This is a genomic window from Priestia sp. MDV22-iso46 (assembly GCF_058629175.1).
Genome location: NZ_JBZVWT010000002.1, coordinates 828904 through 852055, shown reverse-complemented (window position 1 = coordinate 852055; position 23152 = coordinate 828904). Strand labels below are relative to the sequence as shown.

The following is a 23152-nucleotide window of genomic DNA, read 5'->3' as shown; positions in this document are numbered from 1 at the left end:
TGAACGAGTATTATCGTAGTGTAAACTTGTATATGTTACAAGTTTCTCTGTTCAAATACTACAAAATAATGACAATATCGGTAATAAGTAATCTTTAAACTCCATTAAATGCTCATTTTTTGTTACTATAGTATATAAGATGAAAACTTAAACTAATTTGACATGTGGATATGTAAAAAGGAGCTAGTTATCAATGAGTGTACCCAACAAATTACGCGACAACGCAATGGTGATGTTAAAAGAGACAAGCCGAACATTTTTTATTCCAATTAGCCACTTGCCGGCAGAATTGCAGGATGCAGTAGGATCTGCTTACTTATGTATGAGGGCAATTGATGAAATTGAAGATCACCCTGAGCTAGAAGCCGGTGTAAAAAGCCGCTTGCTTTACGCCATTAGTGACCTGTTAAAAAAGTCTTTTAACGAAGACGAGTACATGGCATTAGTAGGTCCTTATCAAGCTGATTTACCTGACGTAACGCTTCAGCTCGGCAACTGGATTGCGCTTTGTCCGACTGGAGTTGCAGATCAAGTATTAGATGCAACTTCTATTATGGCCAAAGGAATGGCCGATTGGGTAGAAAAAGACTGGCATATTCAAAATGAAGCGGATTTAGATGACTATACGTTCTACGTAGCTGGTCTAGTAGGTGTGATGCTTAATGACATTTGGAAATGGTATGACGGCACGGAAACAGACAAAGAATTAGCCATTGCGTTTGGACGCGGCTTGCAGTCTGTTAATATCCTGCGTAATACCTCGGAAGATTCAGAGCGCGGAGTCAGCTTCTTTCCTAACAATTGGAGCAGAGAAGATATGTTTGCCTACGCTCGCCGCAATCTTTCACTAGGAAAGAAATATTTAGAAGATGTCAAATCGCTTCCGATCCTTCATTTCTGTAAAATTCCGTTAGCGCTTGCTGATGGAACATTAAACGCCTTGATGAAAGGAAAAGAAAAAATGACGCGTGACGATGTAAATAAAACGGTAAATGAAGTTGTGGATATGTAAAAACAAAAACACGGAGCCCCTGGGTTCCGTGCTTTTTATATTTCTACCTGAAGACTTTCATATAAAGCGACGATTTCTCCTTGAATAATAGGGTAGTGTTTCAGGGTCGGAACACTTGAAAGCTTTGGCGCTCGTTTTTGCTCAGCTGCTGCAGCTAGCTGAGCAAATGTTTCTTGAAGCTCTCGTTTTTCCGTTTCTGAAAGCTCATATCCTTCAAACGACGCAAGAAGCATATAACCTAACTGCTGTGTAGCGACAACTGCAGGCCACAACCCTTCTAGCTTGACGGCCGTTTTAGAATATTCTCCAATCACATTATCGTACAGCGCCCGAAGATTAACGAGTTCTCCTTGAAGCTTATTTCTTTCTCGTTTAATTCTTTCTTCATCTTGTTCGGTGCTTAGCATTTCTAAAAACTGTCCTTCTTTTCGTATCACATCTCCAAGCAAATATGGCAAACGAAGTGAAGAAGCTCGTTTGAAAATTAATACCGTGCCGACCACTCCAATAATAGAACCAATGACAATATCAATCACTCGAGCAGACGTAAAGTAGCTAATCGCTTTATCAGGATGACCGCTTTCAGCAATTAAAAGAGCATTCGGTGTGATAAAGAGCGTGCCGAGCGCGTAGTTTTTGACAATTACAATTTCAATCGTCGACTGAAGCACAAAGACAATGAGCGCAATGACGATTCCCGTTGGTTCAAGCATTAGAATCCCGGTTCCAATTAAAATACCTAAAATGGTTCCGACAGAGCGCTGAATACCTCGCTGAACCGTTGCACGAACGGTTGCTCCAAGCATCACTCCTGCGCACGTAAGCGGAATCCAGTAAGACCTTGGAATATTTGTCGTGTAGGCAACCGCTGCGGCAACAATCATAATAATTCCGTAGCGCAAAGCGTTTTTAAGCACATACGAACGCTTGTGAAAAGCAGCTTTTAACCGTGTTTTTACGCTGCCTTGTGAAAATTGAATATACTCCGTTTCTTTTAATTCTTTCATTTGAAGAACGTCATTTACATCCAATAGCAATGTACGCAGCTCTTCTTTAATGGACAGCTCTTCAATTTCTTCTCGAACGTCTCGAATTTTTTTATGTTTTTTTAACGTGGCCATTTCGGATGCGAACGTTTCAATCACTGCCTGTGCTTTTTTAGAAACAGCTGGATTAAAATCGTTCGCAGCGGCCATCACAAAGATAAACAGCCCTTCGGCTTTTTGATTTAATAAAAACAGACGATGCGCAAACGATGATTTTTTTCGATTAATTTTCGCTTGTTTCATCGCTGTTTCCGCTGCTCGAAGCTCGACAACCGTTTTATGCTGCTCGGCGTGAAACGATTCCGTACCAAGAGACCCGACAAATGAAGCTAGCTGCCTGTACGCTTTCGCCACAGCGGCAGTTTCAGGTCCGCGTGGGTTAATAAGCCAGCCGCTCATGCTAATACACCAAGATAGTGTCCCTCCTAAAAAAACGAGTCCTGCGTGCAAAAAAACAGCCTGCAAATTCGGCGCTGGAATGCTCGTACTCACAGCAAATGAAAGGACAAAAAACATGGCAGAAGGTCCTGGAATTTTTAAGGCTCCGAAAACATAAACCGATACAGCTCCAATAACACCAAATAAAATAGTTTTCATCCAAGCTACGTCAGCAAATAATGAGCCGAGTGTAAAACAGAGCGTAACGCCAAGCAAAGCTAAAAATAACTTAACGGCACGCTGCGCGTAAGGCTCATCTTTTGTATATAGATATGTAAAGCCGCCAATGCTTGCAATGAGTCCGTACTGCAAATGATCAAACAAAATTCCTATCAAAATCGGCAGGCTTGAAGACAAGCCTGAGCTGATTCCTCTTACCCACGGAGAAGAAGCGTGGTTAAAGCGAAAAGCAGCTTTGATTCCCGGCGCTTTTGGAGAAGCCTCAATTTTATGATGAATTTCCGTATGATTATATGTTGGTGACTTTTTGTCATCACTCACCTTGACCTCCTCCTTTCTCTCCATATATCTTTCCTGTTCTTAAAACGTGATAAACCTAAAAAACGGCTGTTCCTATCCGTATTGTGTTTAGGAATAGCCGTTTTTATCCTTATAAGCAGCCTATACTAAAACAAAAAGCAGATGAAACGAATGTCTCATCTGCTTTTTACTAACAGCTCTACTGCTTCTTTTACTAAGTTTTCGGTATTCTCGCCTTTTTCAATGCTTTCTCTTACGCATTGTTCAAGATTAGTGCTGACAATAACACCCATTGTGCGATCAATTGCGCTTCTAGCTGCTGAGAGCTGTGTCACAATGTCACGGCAGTCTTTTCCTTGTTCCATCATATTTAAGACGCCTTTTAACTGACCTTCAATTCGTTTTAAACGATTTTTAACTTGCTTATCATATTCCATCATACTACTACCTCCGCTCGTGCATGATTGCGTTTCTTGCTTTTAAGCTGTACGCATGAAGTAAATGTATACACAACTTTATACCTATTAGGGTATGATGTCAAGTAAAGGAAGTTTAGCATAAATGTTAATACTTGTTTACACCGTATTTATTGTCCTGTAATCTAAACTTAGCAATCTGAGAGTATAGTTAAGCTGTAAAAACGACTTATACTGGAGGTTTGAAATGGCTACATACGGGAAAAAATTAATGGCAAGTCTATTCATTATCATGGCATGTGTTTTAGGGTTTATGGGACATGCAGCTTTTTTAGCTCCTGAAAAAACGGAAGCTGAAGTAAACTATGATGCGACGCTTTATTTTCCGTTAGACCGATATCCTGAAACGGGTGATCATATTCGTGACGCGATTGCCGCTGGGCACTCTTCCGTTTGCACAATTGATCGCGACGGTGCTGAAGCGAACCGGGAAGAATCGCTGAAAGGATATCCGACAAAAACAGGCTATGACCGTGATGAATGGCCAATGGCTATGTGCGAAGAAGGCGGAGCAGGAGCTGACATTCGCTATATTTCACCTTCTGATAACCGTGGAGCCGGCTCATGGGTTGGAAATCAGTTAGAACAGTATCCAGATGGTACACGCGTACAATTTATCGTTCAATAATAGCAGAACAAGCTTTACTTTGAAGAGGTGAAATCATGAAAACAAAATGGAAAGAACAAGAGCTAACCATGTCTTATCATCAGTTTACGCTGTTTCAAAAAGGACAGCCAAAACCCCATCACGACTGGAGTGATGAAGATATTCAAAAAGGATATGTCGCAGACGATAAAGCTATTTCATTTGAAGCCGTATCGAACACAAAAGCCATTATTGAAGTGTGGGTAAACGAAACTCTAGACGTATCACAGGCTGAAAAGACCACTCGCCTTCCTTTTCACGTCGAAAGCGATGGGATTGAAATCAAAAGCGTCCTATCTGAAACCTTAAGCTATGATATTCCAAACGGGTATTATTACGTCACATGCCTGACCATTCCTCTTCAAGAAAAAACAAACTCAGGCCTTTATTTGGTGAAGTATTTGCTGCATTTTGAAAGTCAATAAAAGAAGGCAGCCTACTGGCTGCCTTCTTTTATTGACTTTGGTATTCATAAGTTTCTTTATTTGATATAAACGGGCTGATTTCACCAAGCGAGAACAGGTGCAGCTCATGCATCGCTCTTGTACATGCTGTATAAAATAAATTTCGCTCGTATTCATCTTGGTAACATTCACTCGATGCATTGTAAATGATGACGGCATCAAATTCAATTCCTTTTGCTAAGTAAGCTGGCAGAACAAGCATGCCTTTTTCAAATGAACTTGTTTCTTTTGTCAGCAGCCTTGCAGACATCGCTTCAGGCAGTGCTTGGAATGCCTGACGACTTTCCTCAGCTGTTTTGGCAATAACAGCAATCGTTTTATAGTTTTGCTGCTTCAATTCATTAATTTTGTGTATAATTGCCTCATGCAGCTTTTGCACGTCGCCTGTAGCCGTTACGGTCGGTTTCGCTCCGTCTCGATTAAACGGCTCAATTAAATGACCGTTTGCTACCATATCCCTTGAAAATTCGACAATTTGACGTGTTGATCGGTAGCTTCTCGTAAGAGTCAGCGTTTCTGCTTCTTTCTCTTCGTACAGTTCGCTTGAAAGAATGGTCGGTGCGTTCAAGGCGTGCGCATAGATCGCTTGATTCAAGTCTCCAAGCAGCGTCATTCTGGCATGCGGAAACAGCTCTTTTAAAAACGCCAGCTGAAACGGTGAATAGTCCTGTGCTTCATCAATAAACAAATAGCGAATGACAGGGTTGGTTTTACGCCCTTCAATTTGATCTTTTATATATAAGTAAGGCGTTACGTCTTCATAAGACAGCTTCATGTTCATGACTCTTTGCACCGTGTTTTTAGCAGTGTCTTCCCATCCCTCTACGTGGGAAAAAAGGTGATTTCTTTCAAACAGCTGCATATAGATACGGCGAATGTCGATAAATTTAAGCTGTTTGATGGCTTGCTTAATAAATTTCATTTTTTTAGCTACAACCGCTTTGGCTAAATACGCTTGTTCCCGGTCAAAGTCGTCAAATGAACTTTCCGTGTAGCCTTCCTTTTTCTGCAGGTGCTGATAGGCCTCTACATAATCTTCTTTTTCTAAAAGCTGAATTTCTTCTTGAACCCAATCTTTTTTGCGCTCAAGCTTTTCAAGCTGATTAATGAGTTTAAGCGCCCATTCCGCAACGAGCTGCATCCTGTTAGGTATGGAAATTCCCTTATCAAGCGAATAGAAATAAGACAGCAGACGCCGAGCAGATAACACGATTTCGCCGCGAAACTTAATGTTTTTAAAAATGATGTCTTTAGTAGACAGTTCTTCAATATACGCATCTACCTGCTTTTTAAATTCACAGCTTGCCTTGTAGCGAATTTCCTGCATTTTTTGCTTTTTTGCCGCAACATCTTTTTCCGTTAGCAAATATTCGATTTGCACGAACAAGTCCTCCACTTCAAACTCGTTTCCTAACCGGCCATCGGCATATTGCTGAAACGTTGTTTGTTTCATATTGTCTTCTCCAAGCTCCGGAAGAACAGTTGAGACGTAGCTGTTAAAAAGCGGATTTGGTGAAAACAGCATCATGTTTTCTGCAGTCAGCTGCTTTCGGTGATGATAGAGAAGATAAGCCACGCGCTGAAGAGCTGCAGACGTTTTACCGCTCCCTGCTACCCCTTGAACGATCAGCACTTTATTTTTTTCATTTCGAATAATTTGGTTTTGTTCTTTTTGAATAGTCGCTACAATACTTTTCATTTGACTGCTTGCATTGTGTCCGAGCACTTCTTGAAGCAGCTCGTCTCGAATGGTAATTCCTGTATCAAACATGCTTTTAATTACGCTATTTTCGATAATAAACTGACGCTTTAGCTTCATCTCGCCTTTAATCGCTTCACCTGGCGTTTCGTACTGCGCTTTTCCCGGTGAATAATCATAATAAAGACTCGAAATAGGCGCACGCCAATCATAAATTAAAAACTCTTCATCTTTTTGATCCATTAAAGAGCCCACGCCCACATAAATAGCTTCCGCTTCTTTTTCACCATTTTCTATAAAATCAAAACGTCCAAAATAAGGGGATTGCGTTAGTTTTTTTAATGTTTTTAATTGATCATACGCTTGTCTATGGGTAATTTCACGTTCAGCTAAAAGTTCTGCCTGCTGCTTAATACTCGTAAATGTCTCAATCACATCATCCGGCTCATCCATATTAACCGTGACATCGTCCCAAAACGTGCTTCGCAAATCGACAATTTCGCCTTTTACATTTCCTACGCTTTTGCCTATTTTTTCAGCTTTTTGGCTGATTTCTTCTACTACCCAATCAACTCGCTGCTGTTCTTCTGTTAAATTTTTGTCTTTCACTTATCCACACCCCTTACACACGTTACCCGATAACAGAACTTGTTACCGGGTAAAAGCGATCGTTGTTTATTTTTTTCAGAGTCTACATACTTCCCTACTGAATTCGTAAATCCCTGCTATGTAACCATATTATGTCTTAATTTCCACCGTTAGTATACTGAAAAATAATGAACTCCACAACAAAAAGGGCTGAGAAAATCTCAAGCCCCTTATCTTTATAAGTCGTTCCTCTACTTATTAGCTATTACTGTTTCCAAAAAGTTAGCAGATGAATGATGGCTGACACCACTTCTACCCCTTGAAACGCCAGTAAACCTGCTGCTGCCGCTGTAAACAATCCGACTACCGCTTCTTTAAAAATGAATGGCATTGATACCAGCTCCTTTGCTTATTTAAAATAAGTAGATTTGTTATCATTCTACTCCTTTTTTCAGAATTTTCAATACCTTTTTATCAACAAAGCAAAATAAAAACGCTTTCACTTTATAAAAATAAAGTGAAAGCGTTTTTTAAGCTTCCTTTTCTAATGCGTTCAGCGCAAGTGAATATTCTAATCCTTTTCCTTTTTGCACAACGTGCTGCACTTTGCCCATGTTGCACGCTTCTTGCGCACTAACAGTCATGCCGTTTGTTAACTTTAGCTGCACAGGTTCTTCCGCAATTCGTACATCGCATGCTAAAGCTAACTCATATCCTCCGCCAAACGTAAAGTTTGTAAGAAGCGCAATCGTTTGTTTGGAGCTACATGAAATACGCTGAAAAATCGCTCGAGCTGCTACTGCATGAATCGGCTGATAAAGCCTTCCTGTTTCTTCACGTAGGAAAGAAGTTGTTCTATGATCTCCGTTCATCTTATAGTACTCTCCCATAAATACAATAGATCCAACCGACGCATCGTGCTGCAGCTCATTCATCGTTTCTTGCAGCTCATACATGACTTCACTGTTCAAACGATTAAGCATTGACTGATTCATTCGTACAACCGCCACATGATTTCTTTTTTCTACTTTGATAAATCTTTTCATCATTCCTCCGCCCTTTCCCCTGTCGTTCTTTATAAATAAAGCGCTTTCAAAATATTTCGCTTTTTAATAGAAAAGTTATTTTCATAGTTTCATCATACAACAAACTCATAATTATTTCCATTAATTTTTTAATTTCCCGTCAATAATTCCATGAATCATTTCCATGTTTTTATCAAATAAGACGTGCTATAGTATAAACAGCACAAATGCAGCTGAACTCACTGATAAAAGGAGTAATCACTATGAAATACGACTTAACAAAATGGGAGCCTCACGGCTATTCTTGCCCTGTGGAAGCAGCCGTTGATGTAGTCGGCGGCAAATGGAAAAGCGTCATTTTGTATCAATTATCGAAGGAACGCCGCCGCTTTAATGAACTGCGCAGACTCATTCCTGGTGTGACGCAGCGAATGCTCACACTGCAGCTTCGCGAACTCGAGCGCGACGGAATTATCCACCGCGAAGTCTATAAACAAGTTCCGCCTAAAGTAGAATATTATTTGACATCCTTTGGAGAAACGCTCATCCCTATTATCGAGCTGATGTTTAAATGGGGATATGATCATACCGATAAAATTGCTGAAGCGAGAATTCAAGCAGAAAAAGAGTAAGGAATGAGAAACGATATGAATAAAAGAAAAAAATTCCCTTTAATCTCCCCTTTTCTTTCGCTCAATTTAGTAAATACTGAAGTCGTCAGTCATGGCCGTCGTCACGAGTTACTAAGTGAAGACCAAGATTTGTTAGACTGGCTTCATATAATGTGTGAAGAGATCCCTTCTCTTGATAAAACAATATTGACTATGTCCCAGAGTGAATTAACGGAAGTGTTACATCTTATATATGATTTTCGATTGTGTTTAAGAAACAACTTTGAATCAATAGCAGATGGAAATGCCATTGATTCAAAGTGGATAGTATCTTTAGAAAGAAATATTGAAAAAGCTCCTTATGTTTTTAAAGTTCATGCACAGCAATTAGTACAAATCCCAATCGGGAGCATCGTAAATAAACTCTTTTCCTTACTATCATTAGATGCTTTGCAGTTAATCAGTGAAGGCCAACTAAACAAAATAAGAAGATGTAGCAACCCTGACTGTGTATTGTTATTTATTGATACAACTGGAAGACGTAAATGGTGCTCGATGAAAATCTGCGGGAACAGGCAAAAAGCGGCGCGTTTTCAAGATAAAAAGGATAGGGGTGAAATAAAGCTTGAATTCTAATCATGAATTCAAGCTTTTTTTACCTCACAAAAACTAACCATTAAAATCATTATTGACAGGTTAATTTACAAAGAGGTAAAATGATTGAAAAATAAAGGAGGTTTTATATAAAGATGAATAGTTCACCTAAAGCGTCGGCAAAGGAAGACATTTCATACACGCAATCATATTTTTCTAAAATGATAACAACCGCGAGAAGCCCTTTAAAAATTGACGTAAAAGATGCAGTTACAGGCTTAGTCGGTGGAACGGTTAGTATTTTACTTCTAGCTATACTGACTCAGCTTACATCAAGCCCTTGGCTTATGGCCCCTTTTGGAGCCAGCTGTGTATTAGCATTTGGCCTTTGGAACGCTCCTCTATCGCAGCCCAGAAATATTATTGGAGGGCATTTAGTAGCGACTTTGGTGGGGTTAACCATCTATCATTTATTCGGTAATAACCCTTACACTTTAGGAACAGGAGTCGGCCTAGCCATTTTCTTTATGATGCTTACAAAAACAACTCACCCACCCGCAGGAGCAGACCCCATTGTTGTGATCTTAGGCGCTTCTTCTTGGAATTATATTATCAATCCCGTTTTAATAGGATCGATTGTAATTGTAATCGTTGCCCTTCTTATAAATAACGTACGAAGTAACAGGTCGTATCCTACCTACTGGATATAAGAAATTTGCTGATAAGAATTTAAAAGTTTATAAGAATAGTCTCTAGAGCGAATCTACATAAAAAAAGACTTCCCACAGGTCAGTGAAATTGACTTGTGGGAAGTCTTTTTTATACGTTTTTCCGAATTAATAATTCTTTTAATCCGTATACAAATGTACTTTCAATCGGCTTTAACTCAAATGCCGGGCTCCAGTCCATCTGCGGATAGCGGTCAATCAGCTCGGCCAGCATAATTTTTGCTTCTATTCGAGCAAGCGGTGCTCCTAAGCAAAAATGAATGCCTCTTCCAAATGCCATATGCACATTTGGCTTTCGATCGATTTTAAATACATCCGGGTCTTCAAAATACTCCGCGTCTCGGTGCGCAGATCCCATCCATGGAACGACGTGTTCCCCTGCTTTTAGTTTCTGACCTGCAAGAATCACATCTTCTTTTACGATTCGGTGAAGAGCCTGAACGGGTGAACGATAGCGAAGAACTTCTTCAATCGCAGAAGGCAAAAGTTCTTTCTCACGTTTGAGTCGTTCAAAAGAAGCTTTATCTTCCATTAAACAATAAATCGTATTTGAAATTAAATTTGTGGTTGTTTCGTTTCCTGCAATCAGCAGCAAAATAGAAAAACCGACGATCTCTTCATCCGTTAGCTGTTTCCCTTCTTCTTTTGCCTGAAGAAGCACGGAGATAATATCATCTCCTGGACGCGTGCGTTTTTCTTCAATGATTCGATAAAAGTAAGTTTCTAGCTCATCATTTGCTTTCATTTTCTCTTGCTGCAATTTTTCGAGCGTTTCACGTTCGTTATTAGAAGGACCGGCTACGATAATATCCGACCAATCTTTAAACTGACGCTGATCTTCTATCGGCACGCCTAAAATATCGGCAATTACCATAACCGGAAGCGGATAGGACAGATGCTCGACTATATCAATATCTTCAAGATGCTCCACTTCTTGTAATAATTCATTTGTAATACGCGCAATTTTAGGCTCCCATGCTTTCATTGCTTTAGGCGTAAAAGCTTTATTAACAAGCGATCTCATTTCAGCATGCTTAGGCGGATCAATATTAATTAGGCTCGTTCCTAGAGCAGTTTGTCTTTGGTTTTGTGGAGGTCTTCGATCAGAAGAAAAAATATTCTTTTGTTCTAGCACTTCTTTGACTCCGTCATAGTGAAAAACATCCCATACCTGCCTTTCTTCATCCCATTGCACAGGCGCGCTGTTTCTCATCTCTTCATACCATGAAAAAGGATTAAAGCGCTCTTCTTTTGTTTGAATCGTATTCACTTGACGGACAATTCCGTTTTCTCTTTCGGTTTTCATGTTAAAACCTCCCCGTATCGTTCAAATAGAATGACTGTATAGTCATCTATGACCAAATAGTACCATATATAAGAATTTTCTTAAAAATGATAGCTGTATATTTTAGTAAAAATGAATCGATAGAAGGATATTTTTTACAAAAAAGGGTAGGCGCATAGCGCCTACCTTTTTAAGAATAATGTTCTTCTGGTTTTTGTAATCGGTTGTCTAACGCGTACGCGCCGCTTCCTGCTAGAATCATATGAAGCGAAACGACAAAAAGGGCAACCTCAAGCTCATAGCCGCCTGTAAAACCAGCACCGCTTTTCGCTGTAAAAATAGCGCCAATCATCACAATCGCAAACAAGACACCGATTAAACGCGTTTGAAATCCAAGAATCATAGCGGCTCCCCCTACGAATTCAATAACCGCAACCGCATAAGCGAAAAACGCAGGAATGCCCATGCTGTGGAAAAAACCGACCGTATTATCAATACCGCTTTGGAATTTGCCAAGGCCATGAATAAAAAACGTTAGCCCTAACATAAGACGAAGTAAAAACGTTCCAAGCTGATAGCTTTTCATTTCTTTTCCTCCTTTTTTACTTTTGTCTGCACATGTAACAATTTTAGTTACAACTGTGAACAAATTCAAGGGGTTAGAACAGAAAAACAAGATATCAGCAAATTTCTTTATCTCATTTTAAACGTTTCTTTTGGAAGTAAGGCAATACTCCCTGCTCAGTCGCGCTGAAGATACGATAGAAATGCAAAAATATGATCCTGAATAATGAGTTCTGCCGTAGGAGAATGGCTCTTTAATGATAGGTGTTCAGAATATCGAAATCGGTTAAATTTATTTACATCAACATGGTGAACGGCCTGCACATGAAAACCTTCTATGATGGCTTTTATTTGGGCAAAAGGCGGTACAGCAAGAGATTCGGGCTTAATTTTCTCCAGACACTCTCTGCTTATGGCATGAGGAACAGCCGTCATGGAGCTCATTAATAAATCTTTTCTTCCTATTGTCTCGTTCAATACGTACTTCCACCCCTGCACCACATGCGTGAGCTTTTCTTCATCTTCACATACGTTTAAAGCTACATCAACGCCGCTCGCTACCGCTGAAGCAAACGGATACAACTCTTGAGCTGAAAGAACAAAATCCCCGTCTATAAAGAGAAGTATATCTCCCATTGCTGCAAGGGCCCCCGCAGCTCTTCCGCAATCATGCCCTAACCGTTCATCGTAGACGAGGGTTTTGACACCCTGTTCTTTGGCATACGCCTCCGACTGATCAGTGGAACCGTTAATCACGACAATGATTTCTAACGGCTCAAGTTTTCTTGCTTCTGCAATCACTTGTTTGATTGTTTGTTCTTCGTTGCAAACCGGAACAATAACAGACAGCTGTTTGCCTCCATAAAAAGATGATAGTTTCCCCCAGCCGTACTCAACAACTGGAATGGGCTGCGCAAGCATATCCACTCTCCTTTTACGATTTGACGCAAGCGTATAGTATGTTTGAAGAAGCTGCTGGTAGGATTGAATTCGTTCTCTGCTGCGCAGCGGGCGATCGAAAGGACGAAAGCTTCCCTTTCCCTGGGTTTCAATGGTAATATGCGAGCTTACACGATACTGCGTTAACAATGTCACAAATAAAGAAAGAGGCGGCATCTCCCAGTAGTTCTTCAATACACTTAACAGCACCCCGTAAGGCGCTTTTAAATAAGCGTTGGCACGATGAGGCTTTCCAAGCGCATGATGCAAGACCGCGCTCCACGTCATTTCGCTGCGGTTAAAAGCATTTATCTTTGTTTTTTCCCACTTGTTTAGCACCACATCGCTATGTCCAAATAACAACGGCTGCACAAAACGTTCAATCTCAGAAGCAGAAAGAATAATATCTCCGTCTACAAATAAGACGGCATCTCCTTTGGCGGCTTTGGCTCCTTCCATTCTTGCTTCATGGGGAGAAAGGCGTTTTTCCACTACTTTTACCATGCACCCTTCTTCTTTTGCTATTTTTACTGAAGCATCGGTACAGCCATTTGCGATTACAATAATCTCAAGCACATTCACTTTCTTAATTTGTTTAAGCACGGTCTTTAGCGTGTCTTCTTCATTGTAAACAGGCAGCACGACAGAAAGAGTTTTCATTAATATCACCCCTAAAAAAAGAACCACTGAATAACTCAGCGGCTTCATTCATTTAAAATACCTCTTGTATCTACAACTTTTTTTGCATTTTTTACGATTGACCAATCCACCTGACTATGGTCAGTTAATACCAGTACAACGTCGCTTTTTTCGATTTCCTCTTTTGTAAGCGGGACAGAAAAGTACGTTTGCTTATTAAACACGGCAGAGTCAATATACGGGTCATGATACGTTAATTCATACCCTTTTTCTAAAAGACCTTCACACACGGTCAGCGCCGGCGATTCACGTATGTCATTTACGTCTTTTTTATACGCAACGCCTACCACGAACACGCGCTTTTCATTTGCGTCAAGCTGCTTTTCAACTCGCCTAATCACTTTATTTGGCATTTCTTCATTAATATGATGAGCCGCTTCAATAAGTTCGCTCGTTAGCCCATTTTGCTTTAGTTTCCATAAGAAATAAAGCGGATCAACAGGTATGCAGTGCCCCCCTATTCCGGGACCTGGATAATAAGGAGTAAACCCAAACGGCTTGGTAGATGCCGCTTGTAAGACCTCATAAAAATCTATTCCTAATTCCCCACACAGTTCGTTTGTTTCATTCACCAACGAAATATTGACCAGGCGCTGAATGTTTTCAAACAGCTTGCACATTTCCGCTACTTTCGGAGAAGAAACAGGTACAACCTGCTGGAAAATGCTTTCGTAAAATATCTGTATATGATGAAGGCATTCTTTGCTGTAGCCGCTAATCACTTTTGGAATATACTCAATGTCGTACGACTTGTTTGCTGGATCGACTCGCTCTGGAGAATATGCTAAATAAAAATCAACTCCTGCTTGCAAATCAGACTCCTTTAAAATAGGTAAAACGACTTCTTCAAGCGTGCCTGGATAGGTAGAGCTTTCATAAATAATTGTTTGTCCTTTTACCATATGTTCTTTCAAAAACGTAGATGCGCTAATAACGGGTCCTAAGTCCGGATTATGATTCTCTGTAATAGGTGTTGGCACGGTCACCACTACATAATCGCATGCTTGAAATGCGGAAATACCTTTTTTTAATTCATATGCTTGAAAGTTTTTCTCACTTTGAATCACATCATTACGTACATCTGGAATATAGCTTTTCCCTTGTTTTAGCGCTTCAATTTTCCGAACGTCAATATCAAGTCCAATCACGGTGTAGTTTTTTTTAGCAAACAAAAGAGCAAGCGGGAGTCCCACATACCCTAGACCAATAACGGCAACTTTTTTATTCATTGTTTAACACCTCAAACAAAAGATCATGTCTTCGTATGTCCGGAAGAAATTCGCCTCTTTCACTAGTTTGGCTAATATAGTACGCCATGGCCTCTACATAATCTCCTAGAATTCTCTGAGTGGATGCTGCTAGACCTTTGACTTTCATATGCTCTTTTCGAATCCGGTTCGTTCGCGCCACATCCACAAAATGAACAGGCTGAACCATAAAGCCGTACATGATACTTTTTAATTGAAATAAAGGTGGAATAATAAGAGATTCGTAGCCTACTTTCTCCATTACATCCCGTTTAATTGCATGCGGAATCGCCGTCGTTGTATTAATGGTTAAATCCGGACGTTTGCAAACAATATTAAGAAAATATTTCGCCGCACTTACAGAGTGGATGGGATGCACTTCGTCAAGCAGACACTCTAAATTATTAAGCGCTACATCAACTCCTTGGTCAGCCGCTTCTAAATATGGACGTAAATGTTCCGCGGAAATAACAATATCTCCATCTACGAACAAGCAAACTTCACCGCTGCTGTACATCGCACCAATTGCTCGAGGTACATTGTGTCCAAGGCGCTGCTTGTAATGAAGAACAGTAGCTCCGGCTTCGATCGCTCGTTTGACCGTTACTTCATCGGCTCCGTTGGCAACCACGATGATCTCTTCCACTCCGGCTTTTTTTACTTCTTTAATCACGTTTGCAATCGTCTCTTTTTCTTCACCTGCCGGAATAACAGCACTGTACTTAACTCCTGTTTTCCGTTTTACATTCGGTGTATAAGCGGAAACAACTTCTCGGTTTCGATCACCATCTGTGAGCCCGCCTCTTATTCCTTTTTCTTCGATAAGATGAGCTAACGCTTTAATATGATCTCCAATAATATAGTTAGTGGAAATAGGGAAAGGAGAATTGGTAGGAATGGTTTTGTGGGTGGTTCTAATCTTATTGGTATAAATAACGTCTGAAGAACACGGTGCAACGATTGACATTCCTTTTAAAAGAGCAATCGTATGAGCAAGAGGCGGGTGAGCTAAGTTCTCGTATCCAATTTTAGCTGCTGATGTTTTCTTGATAGCATGGGGAATAGCTGTTAATGCTTGAATGGATAAATCTTCACGCTGCAAGCATAAGTTCAGCATGTATTTCGCAACGGAAACCGGATGCGGACGCACCTTCCGCTTCATAATCCACGAAAGGTTGTTCAACGCTATATCATGACCGGTTTCTATAGCCTTCGTATATTTCATCAGCTCCTCATGAGGAACCGCTATATCTCCGTCCAAAAAAAGCAAAATATCTCCTTTTGCTTTTTTAGCCCCAATGGCCCTTCCAATATTAATACCAAGAGCTTCTTCATAATAAACAACGCGGCAGCCTGCACCCTCGGCAATTTCCTTTGTTGTATCACTGGATCCATTTACGACGACAATAATCTCAAACGGCTTCATTTTTTGAACTTCTTTAATGACAGGTAACAAAGAATCAGCTTCGTTACAGGCTGGAATAATCACTGATACTTTCAATCTCACTCAACTCCGCTGAAAATTCGAACATACGTAATCGATACTAGTGGAATGGTTACATCTGCAGGCTCGCCATATGAGCTTGATGTACGTACAACAGCCGCTGCTTCCGTAACAGCAAGCAGTGTTCCATTAATAACGTCAATAGCTGTGATGATTTGCACAAATGAACCTACATTTTCTCGTAATGCATCTTGAAACATATTTTTTCCTCCTTTCGTTTAAGCGCTTTGAATAGTCACAATGCTTGTAAATGGCAGCAATACCGTTGACGTTGGAGACTCTACTAATTCCAAATAATCATCTCCTACAAATGTCACAACACCTTCTAGTGGACCAGCGGTTGTTTCAATCACAACTTCTTTCCCGATATACTGCTCGGCAATTTCTTTAAAAGGTGATTCTTGAGATTCTTTAATAATACTGATCACATATTCTCTAAACGTGTCAGAATAAACAACGTCTTCTACTGCTTTTTTTGTGTTTTCCTGAATAAATTCAGCAAATCGATTTGAAAACAAAAGGTGTTTTATCTTTTCTACATAGCGACGGTAACAACAAAAAAACATAAATTTTGTTCCTCCTTTTTATACTGTTATCCCTTCAAATTACCTACAACAATTGACGTAACCTGAGAGATTACTTTATCAATATATACAAGCTGTATCATAAAGGTGACAGAACTTTTGTCATATTTCCATACAAATACGCACTTGACTAGTCCATTTTGTATAGGGTAATCCCCTACCTACCTCCCACCTACTGAAACCAATACAAAAAAGACAAAGCCCTTAGGCTTTGCCTTTTTGTATCTATTAAATGATAAATCAGTTAGCTGCAATACGCTTTGCTCCTATATAGCGATCTTTCCAATAGCTTGAATTTTTATCGCTAATCGTAACGCCTTTAGAAGACGATGCGTTAATAAATTTTCCGTCTCCAAGATAAATGCCTGCATGAGAAGGGCCTTCTTTGTACGTTTCAAAGAACACAAGATCTCCTACCTGCGGTTCACTTACATTTTCACCTGCTTTATAGATATCTTCAACCGTTCTGGGAATATCAACGCCTACACTTTCTTTATATACATACTGAAGATATCCGCTGCAGTCAAATCCTGAAGGTGTAGTGCCGCCCCATTTGTACGGCGTGCCCATTAAAGATTTTGCTTTGCTGATTACTTTATCCGTATTCACTTCTGATTCGCCTTCTACAACGCCGCCTTTACCTAATGCATTGTATGTATTCTCTCCAACAACTCCATCTGCTTCTAGATTATGTTTCTCTTGAAAAGCCATAACCGCTTTTTTTGTTTCATAATTAAAATAACGCGATACTTCGCCTTTTAAAAATCCTTTATCTTTTAACACCGTTTTAACTTGTTCAACATCATCATTTGTCATCCCTTGTTTTAAAACCGTGTCGCCAAACGCAGCGTGTCCCATTGCCGGACTTGCAAATAAAGCTCCTCCTACAAGAAGCGCCGATAGCATTTTTTTCATTTCGTTTCCTCCCCGAATCATGTTTTAAGCACCGTACAACCATACCATCTGCGGATAACAATTCAATTAATAGAAGATAACAATTTGATAACAATCTTCTTAAACAGCCTCAACTCTTGGATGTAAAACGCCGAAATATAAGAAGAAGAGAAAAACAACTATTCTAGCAAATAAAGGTGATAAACATGAATTGGTTTAAACGAAACAAAGCGCATGCCGAAGCCGCGGCTGTCGAATCCATCACTGTAAAGCTTCATGTATCGGACCCGGTGATAAAAAAGCAGATTAACATGATTTCCTTAACAGCAGAGGATCTCGAAAGGGTTGCCAGATTTCAAGTTCACGCGCTGAACGCCATCGAGGAGATCGTGAATGATTTTTACAAAGCTATTGGAGAACAGGCCCATTTGGTTGAGATTATCGAAAAGCATAGCAGCGTCCATGCATTAAAACAAACGTTAAAACAGCATATCTTAGAAATGTTTGATGGACAAATAGATGATGCTTTTGTGGTAAAACGTCAAAAAATTTCCAAGATGCACGTTAAAATTGGACTTGAGCCAAACTGGTATTTGTGCGCATTTCAAAATTTATTTACGTCGCTTCTTTCAGTATGTGAACGTACGATGGAATCAAAAGAAGAATGTCTGGCTTTTATTGCAAGTATGACAAAGCTTATTAGTCTAGAGCAGCAAATTGTGTTAAAAGCCTATGAGCTTGAATATGACGAGCAGCGCGCTGGACTTCAGACTCAAAAAGAGAAGATTCAGCTAGAAATCTCTCGTACATCATCTATCCTTTCTTCGTTATCTGAAGAAACGAAGACGTTTATGAATCAAATGCACAGTCAATCCTCTGACGTCGTCTCTTATGCAAACAAAAGCTCTGAACTAGCAGAAGTCATTGAGAAGGAATCCGTTACGAGTCAAGCAAAATTAAAAGAAGAACAAAACATGCTTGGAAGCATCCAAAAAAATACGTCGCTCATTCAAAACAAAATGAAAACGCTCGAACATACATCACAGCAAATTCATCAAATTGTTTCGATTGTTACTTCTATTGCTGAGCAAACAAATTTATTAGCATTAAACGCTTCGATTGAGTCTGCTCGAGCAGGCGAGCATGGAAAAGGGTTTGCAGTGGTGGCACAGGAAGTACGGAAGCTTGCAGAAGAAACGAAGAAATCTATTTCCAATATTTCAACTTTTATCGGAGACATTCAAAAACAAATCGAAAGCGTCTCGGCGTTAGGTGGAGAAGTCGCTACATTAACAAAAGATACGGCTGACAATATGAACAACATTACTTCTTTTTTCACAAACGTTCTTAGCATAACAACCGAGAACAAACAGCAAACCGTTCTAACAAAAAAAGAGCTTGAAAAAATAGCCGGCGTAATGAAGCAGCTGTCTCTCCGAATTGAGAAGATGGCCCATTCCTCAGAAGAACTTGAACGGTTAACTGAAAAAAGTTGATATGCAAAAAAGCCTTCTCAGCTTGCACAAGAAGGCTTTTTTATTTTTTCAAGCTAGCGGGCTCTTGAGAAGAACGTTCGATAAACTGGACAAAATCCTCTCCGTATATGCTTCGAATCAGAGCCGTCAGCTCAACAAAGTCAGGCAGCTCTCCGTAAACATCTCGCAGCGGCATCGCTCCTTGAAACAAAGGATTTTCAAGAGGATTATAATCCTCGAGCGTTTTTAAAAACATCTTTTTTCCTTCTTCTGTGAGCTGTACGTATGTATTCCGCTTATCTTTCTCATTTTTAGAAAGGGTAAGATAGCCCCGCAGGTGCAATTTTTTTGCAAAGTTAAAAGCTGTGGATAAATGCATGACGCCTAGTTTTGAAATGTCGGTCATCGACGCAATTTCCAGCTGATATGCAATCCCCAAAATGTGATGCTCATTAATGCTCAAATCGTACGGCTTAACCCACTGCTCCCAATCCTTTTCAGTAGACTTCCAAAGAGCTTTGCTTACCTGCATCACAAGCTGATTAAACAGCATAGCATCTTTAATCGTATCTTGATTTAACGTGCGTTTCACCTCTTCACTTCCTCTCTAGAAATGCAACCGTTCACATCATTTTCCCCTAAGACTTTATAAACAAAAAGAATGAAAATATATACAAAATATTATACATGATTGCTTATATATTTCAACTTATTTTGCATAAAAATAAATTTTAACGTTTCTTTATGTAAAAAACAGGCGTGAACGTTCAGCGTTCACGCCTGTTTTTTAATGAATATACCGTTTACCAACCAGAAGGTTTGAAATAACGTCTGTCGGAATTTCAAACTCAATGTTTCCCATATATCCTGGGGCGACTTTATATTTATCAAATACAATTCTAAGCTTGTGATCTTTTGTAATATAGAAGCTTTGATTCTCAGCAATCTCTTTAAAAGGATCCATATCTTCTTCAGTCAGCCAGTAGATTTTGCCCTCTTCATGCTTCATTTGATCTTTCATTTGCTGTTTAATATTTTCACTAATGACCTTTATATAGCTTTTATCTTTGAACAAACTTGGAAGCGTAACGAGCACTTCGTGTTTTTTATCAATCGTGTCGTACTGATTGACGCTCGACGTTGAAGCTCTCGATTCTTCCACATATCGATGAACCACAAGCAAATCATCGGTATCCGTCATAATATCATAGCCGCTGCTGACAGCCACGTTTCCTTTCTCTCTTTTTTGTAATGTTTTCATCTCTTTTTTAAACTGTTCATACAGCTGCTCATTTTCTTTTATATACTTTTCATTCAAGCTTGTTTGAAGACCTTTGTTTTCCAAGCCTGAAATCGATGGTGTTTTCACGTCAATACGAGAATGCTTTTCTTCTTGCTTTAGTTCATCAAATGTGATCACTTCTACTACTTTTCCAAGCACAGGAATTTTTGCCATTGCATTTGCCGCATCTGGACTCACATTCACCGTTGTGATAAAAATCACCGCTGCTGCCGCAATCGTGCTCGGCCAAATATAGGATTTCTTTTTACGGGGATGTGAAGAAAGTGCCTGTGCAACAACATCATCTAATTCGTCTGGAATAGGAATGTCATGATACTGCTTCTTTAACTTTTCTATTTTTTCGTTCATTGTTCTAAGTCCTCCTCCGTCATCGTAATCCGCAACAGGTTCAACCCTCTGTATAGCCTTGTCTTTACCGTGTTTACATTTTCCTCAATGATTTCCGCAATTTCGTCCATTTTTAAATCTTCGAAAAACCTCAGAATAATAATGGTTTTATATTTAACCGGCAGCTGATCCATTGCTTGCTTTAAATCGATATCTTTATACTGATCTTCACGTCCGCTGCTCAAGTACTCAAGCGCTTCATCATCCATAAACGTTAGACGTTTATGCTTACGCAGGAAATCGATTGCTGTTCGTACAACAATTTTATAAAGCCAGCTTTTAATCGATTGAATATCCTTGATACTGTCCATTGAAATGAGTGCTTTTTTAATCGATTCTTGCACAATATCAAGCGCATCTTCTTGATTTTTTACATAGCTAAAAGCAAGCCGGTAAAAATCCGCTTTATGCTCGGTTACGCACGCTACGAGTACCTGATGTGCATCATGTTTTTTCATCGTCTTTCATACCCTTCTATTTTCTCTTGCTGAAGTACATCTATAAGGTAGACGGAATGAGTAGAAAAATAGTTTGGTTTTTTTTAAAAAAAGTAAAACTAAATAATGGTCTCATGCGTCTATTAGGTAGATATATACAAAAAGGGGAATATTACTACATGAAAACCATGGGCTACAAACGTATTTTGACACTGCTTGGATGCTGTATTTTGTTTCTTGGTACAGCAGGGTATATCGTCAAAGCAAACAGTACAGAGAAAAAAACGGCAAGTATTCAAACAGATCAAACCTATCCAAACGTTGAAATTCAAACGCTAGTTAAGGACCTTACCTACGGAGGCTATGCCATTAGCTACCCTTCCTTTGGTAAAAAAGAAATCGATCAATCCATTCAAGCTTACGTAACAGATCAAGTGGCACACTATGAAAAAAAGCTGAAGAAGCAGTCAAAAAAGAAAAAATCTGAATTAACGATTACATATAAAATCGTCCATTACAGCAAGCAAACGCTAAGCGTTGTCTTTGATGAATATGAATCTGTAAATGGAGAGAAAGGAACGTCTTCTCTCAAAACCTTTACCTTTGACCTGCCTGCTCAAAAACAAATGACGTTAAAGAATTTATTTAAAGAAAATGCAAACTATTTAGATCGCCTTTCGGCTATTTCATATGCTGAATTAAAAAAACAAATGAAAACAGCTGATTTTGACCCGGACCTTCAAAAAGGAACTCGGGCAGCTAATCAAAATTTCAGTCAGTTTGCGCTGCTTGAAAACAGTATTGTGATCTATTTTAAGCCTTATCAGCTAGGTGCTGAACAAACGAAAACCAAAACAATCGCTATCCAAAAAGATTTATTTAAAGACATGCTGAGCGATGCTTACAAAGACGAAGCAGCAAATAAAAATAAAGTCAAAGAAACGCCTCCAAAACATATCGTTAACGAAATGCCGCAGCAAGGAGCGCCTATTGATCCAACTAAAAAAGTCGTTGCGATGACCTTTGATGATGGACCTAACCCTTCATCTACCAATGTGATTTTAGATGGATTAAAAGAAGTGAACGGGCACGCTACCTTTTTTGTGTTAGGAAGCCGCGTTCAATATTATCCTGAAACAATCGAACGTATGGTCAAGGAAGGAAGCGAAGTGGGAAATCACTCTTGGGATCATCCTCAGCTCACACGTTTGAACGAAGCGCAGGTCAAACACCAAATAGGCGATACCCAAGCGCTCATTAAACAAGTGAGCGGCTATGAACCACTGCATGTACGCCCTCCTTATGGAGCCGTGAACGCAAATGTAAGACGTTATATCGGAAATGTTGGCGTGACTCTATGGGATATCGATCCCGAAGACTGGAAATATAGAAACGTTCCTCACTCCGTTCAAGCAGTTATGAGCCAAGTCGGAGACGGAAAAGTTATTTTAATGCATGATATTTACCAAACAAGTGCCGAAGCAGCGGTTGAAATTATGAAGCAGCTTCATGCACAAGGGTATCAGCTTGTTACGATTTCACAGCTAGAACAAGTAAAAAAAGAGCGGGAGCAGCTGCATTTGCAGTAGCGGATAGCGGACGAACGCGCTGCAGCCATTAGGATGGCTGCAGCGCGTTTGTTTTTTATGCGATGTTTAATAAATGCTATACAGAGCAGCGTAAACGGAATCACTAAGTGAAAAGGGATAAAAAGCAACACCGGCATAATCGTTAGCCCTTCTTTTAAATGCTCTTGAACATTACTTGCAATTGTCCAAGAAAAAAATAAAATCACCGTGCCCACAGGATATGTCAGCGCAGAAGGTCGTTTCACCTTAAACAGTGTGGAAAGTCCAACAATCACAGCGTAAAAAAAGACGCTGATTTTAACAAATCCTACGATTACTAATGCAATCATAAAAAACACGTCTAGCCGTTCTAGCTATTACTTCAAGTCCTTTGTGCACCGTATAAATAATTAACAGCATCAGCATCACATTCATTACAAATAAAGGACTGTCGCTTGT

Annotated in this window: 25 protein-coding genes; 8 read left to right on the top strand and 17 right to left on the bottom strand. The window is 39.7% G+C overall.

Features of this window, described 5'->3' with window-relative positions; translation table 11 throughout:
* The first annotated feature begins 193 nt into the window (after positions 1–193).
* Entirely contained in the window at positions 194–1012 is an 819-nt protein-coding gene (locus tag AC4NPH_RS16290) for a squalene/phytoene synthase family protein (protein WP_013058559.1), read from the top strand.
* Between the two features lie 35 nt (positions 1013–1047).
* Here AC4NPH_RS16290 and AC4NPH_RS16285 read toward each other — a convergent pair whose 3' ends face one another.
* Positions 1048–2997: an FUSC family protein gene (locus AC4NPH_RS16285; protein WP_053487648.1), complete on the bottom strand. Its 1950-nt coding sequence runs from the start codon at positions 2995–2997 to the stop codon at positions 1048–1050.
* Between the two features lie 155 nt (positions 2998–3152).
* Positions 3153–3413 (bottom strand): metal-sensitive transcriptional regulator, encoded by a 261-nt coding sequence (locus AC4NPH_RS16280; protein WP_013058561.1) that lies wholly within the window; start codon positions 3411–3413, stop codon positions 3153–3155.
* Positions 3414–3705: 292 nt separating this feature from the next.
* Between AC4NPH_RS16280 and AC4NPH_RS16275 the strand changes: the two genes are divergently transcribed.
* Entirely contained in the window at positions 3706–4080 is a 375-nt protein-coding gene (locus AC4NPH_RS16275; RefSeq protein WP_223269005.1) for a NucA/NucB deoxyribonuclease domain-containing protein, read from the top strand.
* A 35-nt stretch (positions 4081–4115) separates the two neighbouring features.
* Positions 4116–4523 carry a competence protein ComJ gene (gene comJ, locus AC4NPH_RS16270; RefSeq protein ID WP_013058563.1) on the top strand — a complete coding sequence of 136 codons (408 nt, stop codon included), beginning with the start codon at positions 4116–4118 and terminating at the stop codon, positions 4521–4523.
* A 28-nt stretch (positions 4524–4551) separates the two neighbouring features.
* Here the strand turns inward: comJ and helD are convergent, their stop codons facing one another.
* The 3 genes from helD to AC4NPH_RS16255 all read right to left on the bottom strand — a co-directional run bounded on the left by helD (position 4552) and on the right by AC4NPH_RS16255 (position 7898).
* The gene (helD, locus tag AC4NPH_RS16265) at positions 4552–6870 is read right to left on the bottom strand and encodes an RNA polymerase recycling motor HelD (protein WP_013058564.1); all 2319 of its coding nucleotides are present in this window, start codon (positions 6868–6870) and stop codon (positions 4552–4554) included.
* A 244-nt stretch (positions 6871–7114) separates the two neighbouring features.
* Positions 7115–7240 carry a hypothetical protein gene (locus tag AC4NPH_RS16260; RefSeq protein ID WP_016765178.1) on the bottom strand — a complete coding sequence of 42 codons (126 nt, stop codon included), beginning with the start codon at positions 7238–7240 and terminating at the stop codon, positions 7115–7117.
* 139 nt (positions 7241–7379) lie between these two features.
* Entirely contained in the window at positions 7380–7898 is a 519-nt protein-coding gene (locus AC4NPH_RS16255) for an enoyl-CoA hydratase/isomerase family protein (protein ID WP_223272391.1), read from the bottom strand.
* A gap of 239 nt (positions 7899–8137) precedes the next feature.
* On the opposite strand from AC4NPH_RS16255, the gene AC4NPH_RS16250 reads away from it, so the two are divergent.
* The 3 genes from AC4NPH_RS16250 to AC4NPH_RS16240 all read left to right on the top strand — a co-directional run bounded on the left by AC4NPH_RS16250 (position 8138) and on the right by AC4NPH_RS16240 (position 9789).
* Entirely contained in the window at positions 8138–8506 is a 369-nt protein-coding gene (locus AC4NPH_RS16250) for a winged helix-turn-helix transcriptional regulator (RefSeq protein WP_029323759.1), read from the top strand.
* 15 nt (positions 8507–8521) lie between these two features.
* Entirely contained in the window at positions 8522–9121 is a 600-nt protein-coding gene (locus tag AC4NPH_RS16245) for a CGNR zinc finger domain-containing protein (protein WP_098239199.1), read from the top strand.
* Positions 9122–9234: 113 nt separating this feature from the next.
* Positions 9235–9789 carry an HPP family protein gene (locus tag AC4NPH_RS16240; RefSeq protein WP_013058568.1) on the top strand — a complete coding sequence of 185 codons (555 nt, stop codon included), beginning with the start codon at positions 9235–9237 and terminating at the stop codon, positions 9787–9789.
* A 109-nt stretch (positions 9790–9898) separates the two neighbouring features.
* Here AC4NPH_RS16240 and AC4NPH_RS16235 read toward each other — a convergent pair whose 3' ends face one another.
* From AC4NPH_RS16235 to AC4NPH_RS16200, 8 genes are all read right to left on the bottom strand, one after another.
* Entirely contained in the window at positions 9899–11113 is a 1215-nt protein-coding gene (locus AC4NPH_RS16235) for a cytochrome P450 (RefSeq protein ID WP_013058569.1), read from the bottom strand.
* Positions 11114–11282: 169 nt separating this feature from the next.
* A complete protein-coding gene (locus AC4NPH_RS16230; protein WP_013058570.1) occupies positions 11283–11678 on the bottom strand; it encodes a DoxX family protein in 396 nt (131 codons plus the stop codon).
* A gap of 155 nt (positions 11679–11833) precedes the next feature.
* Positions 11834–13255, bottom strand: a complete 1422-nt coding sequence (locus tag AC4NPH_RS16225) for a glycosyltransferase family 2 protein (protein WP_041816723.1) — start codon at positions 13253–13255, stop codon at positions 11834–11836.
* Between the two features lie 44 nt (positions 13256–13299).
* Positions 13300–14523: a nucleotide sugar dehydrogenase gene (locus tag AC4NPH_RS16220; RefSeq protein WP_029323773.1), complete on the bottom strand. Its 1224-nt coding sequence runs from the start codon at positions 14521–14523 to the stop codon at positions 13300–13302.
* Positions 14516–16042, bottom strand: coding sequence for a glycosyltransferase family 2 protein (locus AC4NPH_RS16215; protein ID WP_013058573.1), 1527 nt, complete (start codon positions 16040–16042; stop codon positions 14516–14518). The genes AC4NPH_RS16220 and AC4NPH_RS16215 overlap by 8 nt, the downstream gene beginning before the upstream one ends.
* A gap of 2 nt (positions 16043–16044) precedes the next feature.
* Complete coding sequence (locus AC4NPH_RS16210) at positions 16045–16245, bottom strand: hypothetical protein (protein WP_013058574.1); 201 nt, start codon at positions 16243–16245, stop codon at positions 16045–16047.
* Positions 16246–16263: 18 nt separating this feature from the next.
* Entirely contained in the window at positions 16264–16611 is a 348-nt protein-coding gene (locus tag AC4NPH_RS16205; protein ID WP_013058575.1) for a DUF2642 domain-containing protein, read from the bottom strand.
* Between the two features lie 258 nt (positions 16612–16869).
* Complete coding sequence (locus AC4NPH_RS16200) at positions 16870–17544, bottom strand: C40 family peptidase (RefSeq protein WP_013058576.1); 675 nt, start codon at positions 17542–17544, stop codon at positions 16870–16872.
* Positions 17545–17729: 185 nt separating this feature from the next.
* On the opposite strand from AC4NPH_RS16200, the gene AC4NPH_RS16195 reads away from it, so the two are divergent.
* Positions 17730–19019, top strand: coding sequence for a globin-coupled sensor protein (locus AC4NPH_RS16195; protein ID WP_098239105.1), 1290 nt, complete (start codon positions 17730–17732; stop codon positions 19017–19019).
* Positions 19020–19059: 40 nt separating this feature from the next.
* Here AC4NPH_RS16195 and AC4NPH_RS16190 read toward each other — a convergent pair whose 3' ends face one another.
* From AC4NPH_RS16190 to sigV, 3 genes are all read right to left on the bottom strand, one after another.
* A complete protein-coding gene (locus tag AC4NPH_RS16190; RefSeq protein WP_013058578.1) occupies positions 19060–19590 on the bottom strand; it encodes an HTH-type transcriptional regulator Hpr in 531 nt (176 codons plus the stop codon).
* A gap of 195 nt (positions 19591–19785) precedes the next feature.
* On the bottom strand, positions 19786–20649 hold the full coding sequence (gene rsiV / locus AC4NPH_RS16185; protein ID WP_491938817.1) for an anti-sigma-V factor RsiV: 864 nt from the start codon (positions 20647–20649) through the stop codon (positions 19786–19788).
* On the bottom strand, positions 20646–21146 hold the full coding sequence (gene sigV / locus AC4NPH_RS16180; protein WP_063672511.1) for an RNA polymerase sigma factor SigV: 501 nt from the start codon (positions 21144–21146) through the stop codon (positions 20646–20648). Before sigV ends, rsiV begins: the two co-directional genes overlap by 4 nt.
* A gap of 158 nt (positions 21147–21304) precedes the next feature.
* On the opposite strand from sigV, the gene AC4NPH_RS16175 reads away from it, so the two are divergent.
* Positions 21305–22714: a polysaccharide deacetylase family protein gene (locus tag AC4NPH_RS16175; protein ID WP_098239106.1), complete on the top strand. Its 1410-nt coding sequence runs from the start codon at positions 21305–21307 to the stop codon at positions 22712–22714.
* Here AC4NPH_RS16175 and AC4NPH_RS16170 read toward each other — a convergent pair.
* Positions 22648–23043 (bottom strand): GerAB/ArcD/ProY family transporter, encoded by a 396-nt coding sequence (locus AC4NPH_RS16170; RefSeq protein ID WP_098314839.1) that lies wholly within the window; start codon positions 23041–23043, stop codon positions 22648–22650. The genes AC4NPH_RS16175 and AC4NPH_RS16170 overlap by 67 nt on opposite strands.
* Positions 23044–23152: the final 109 nt, after the last annotated feature.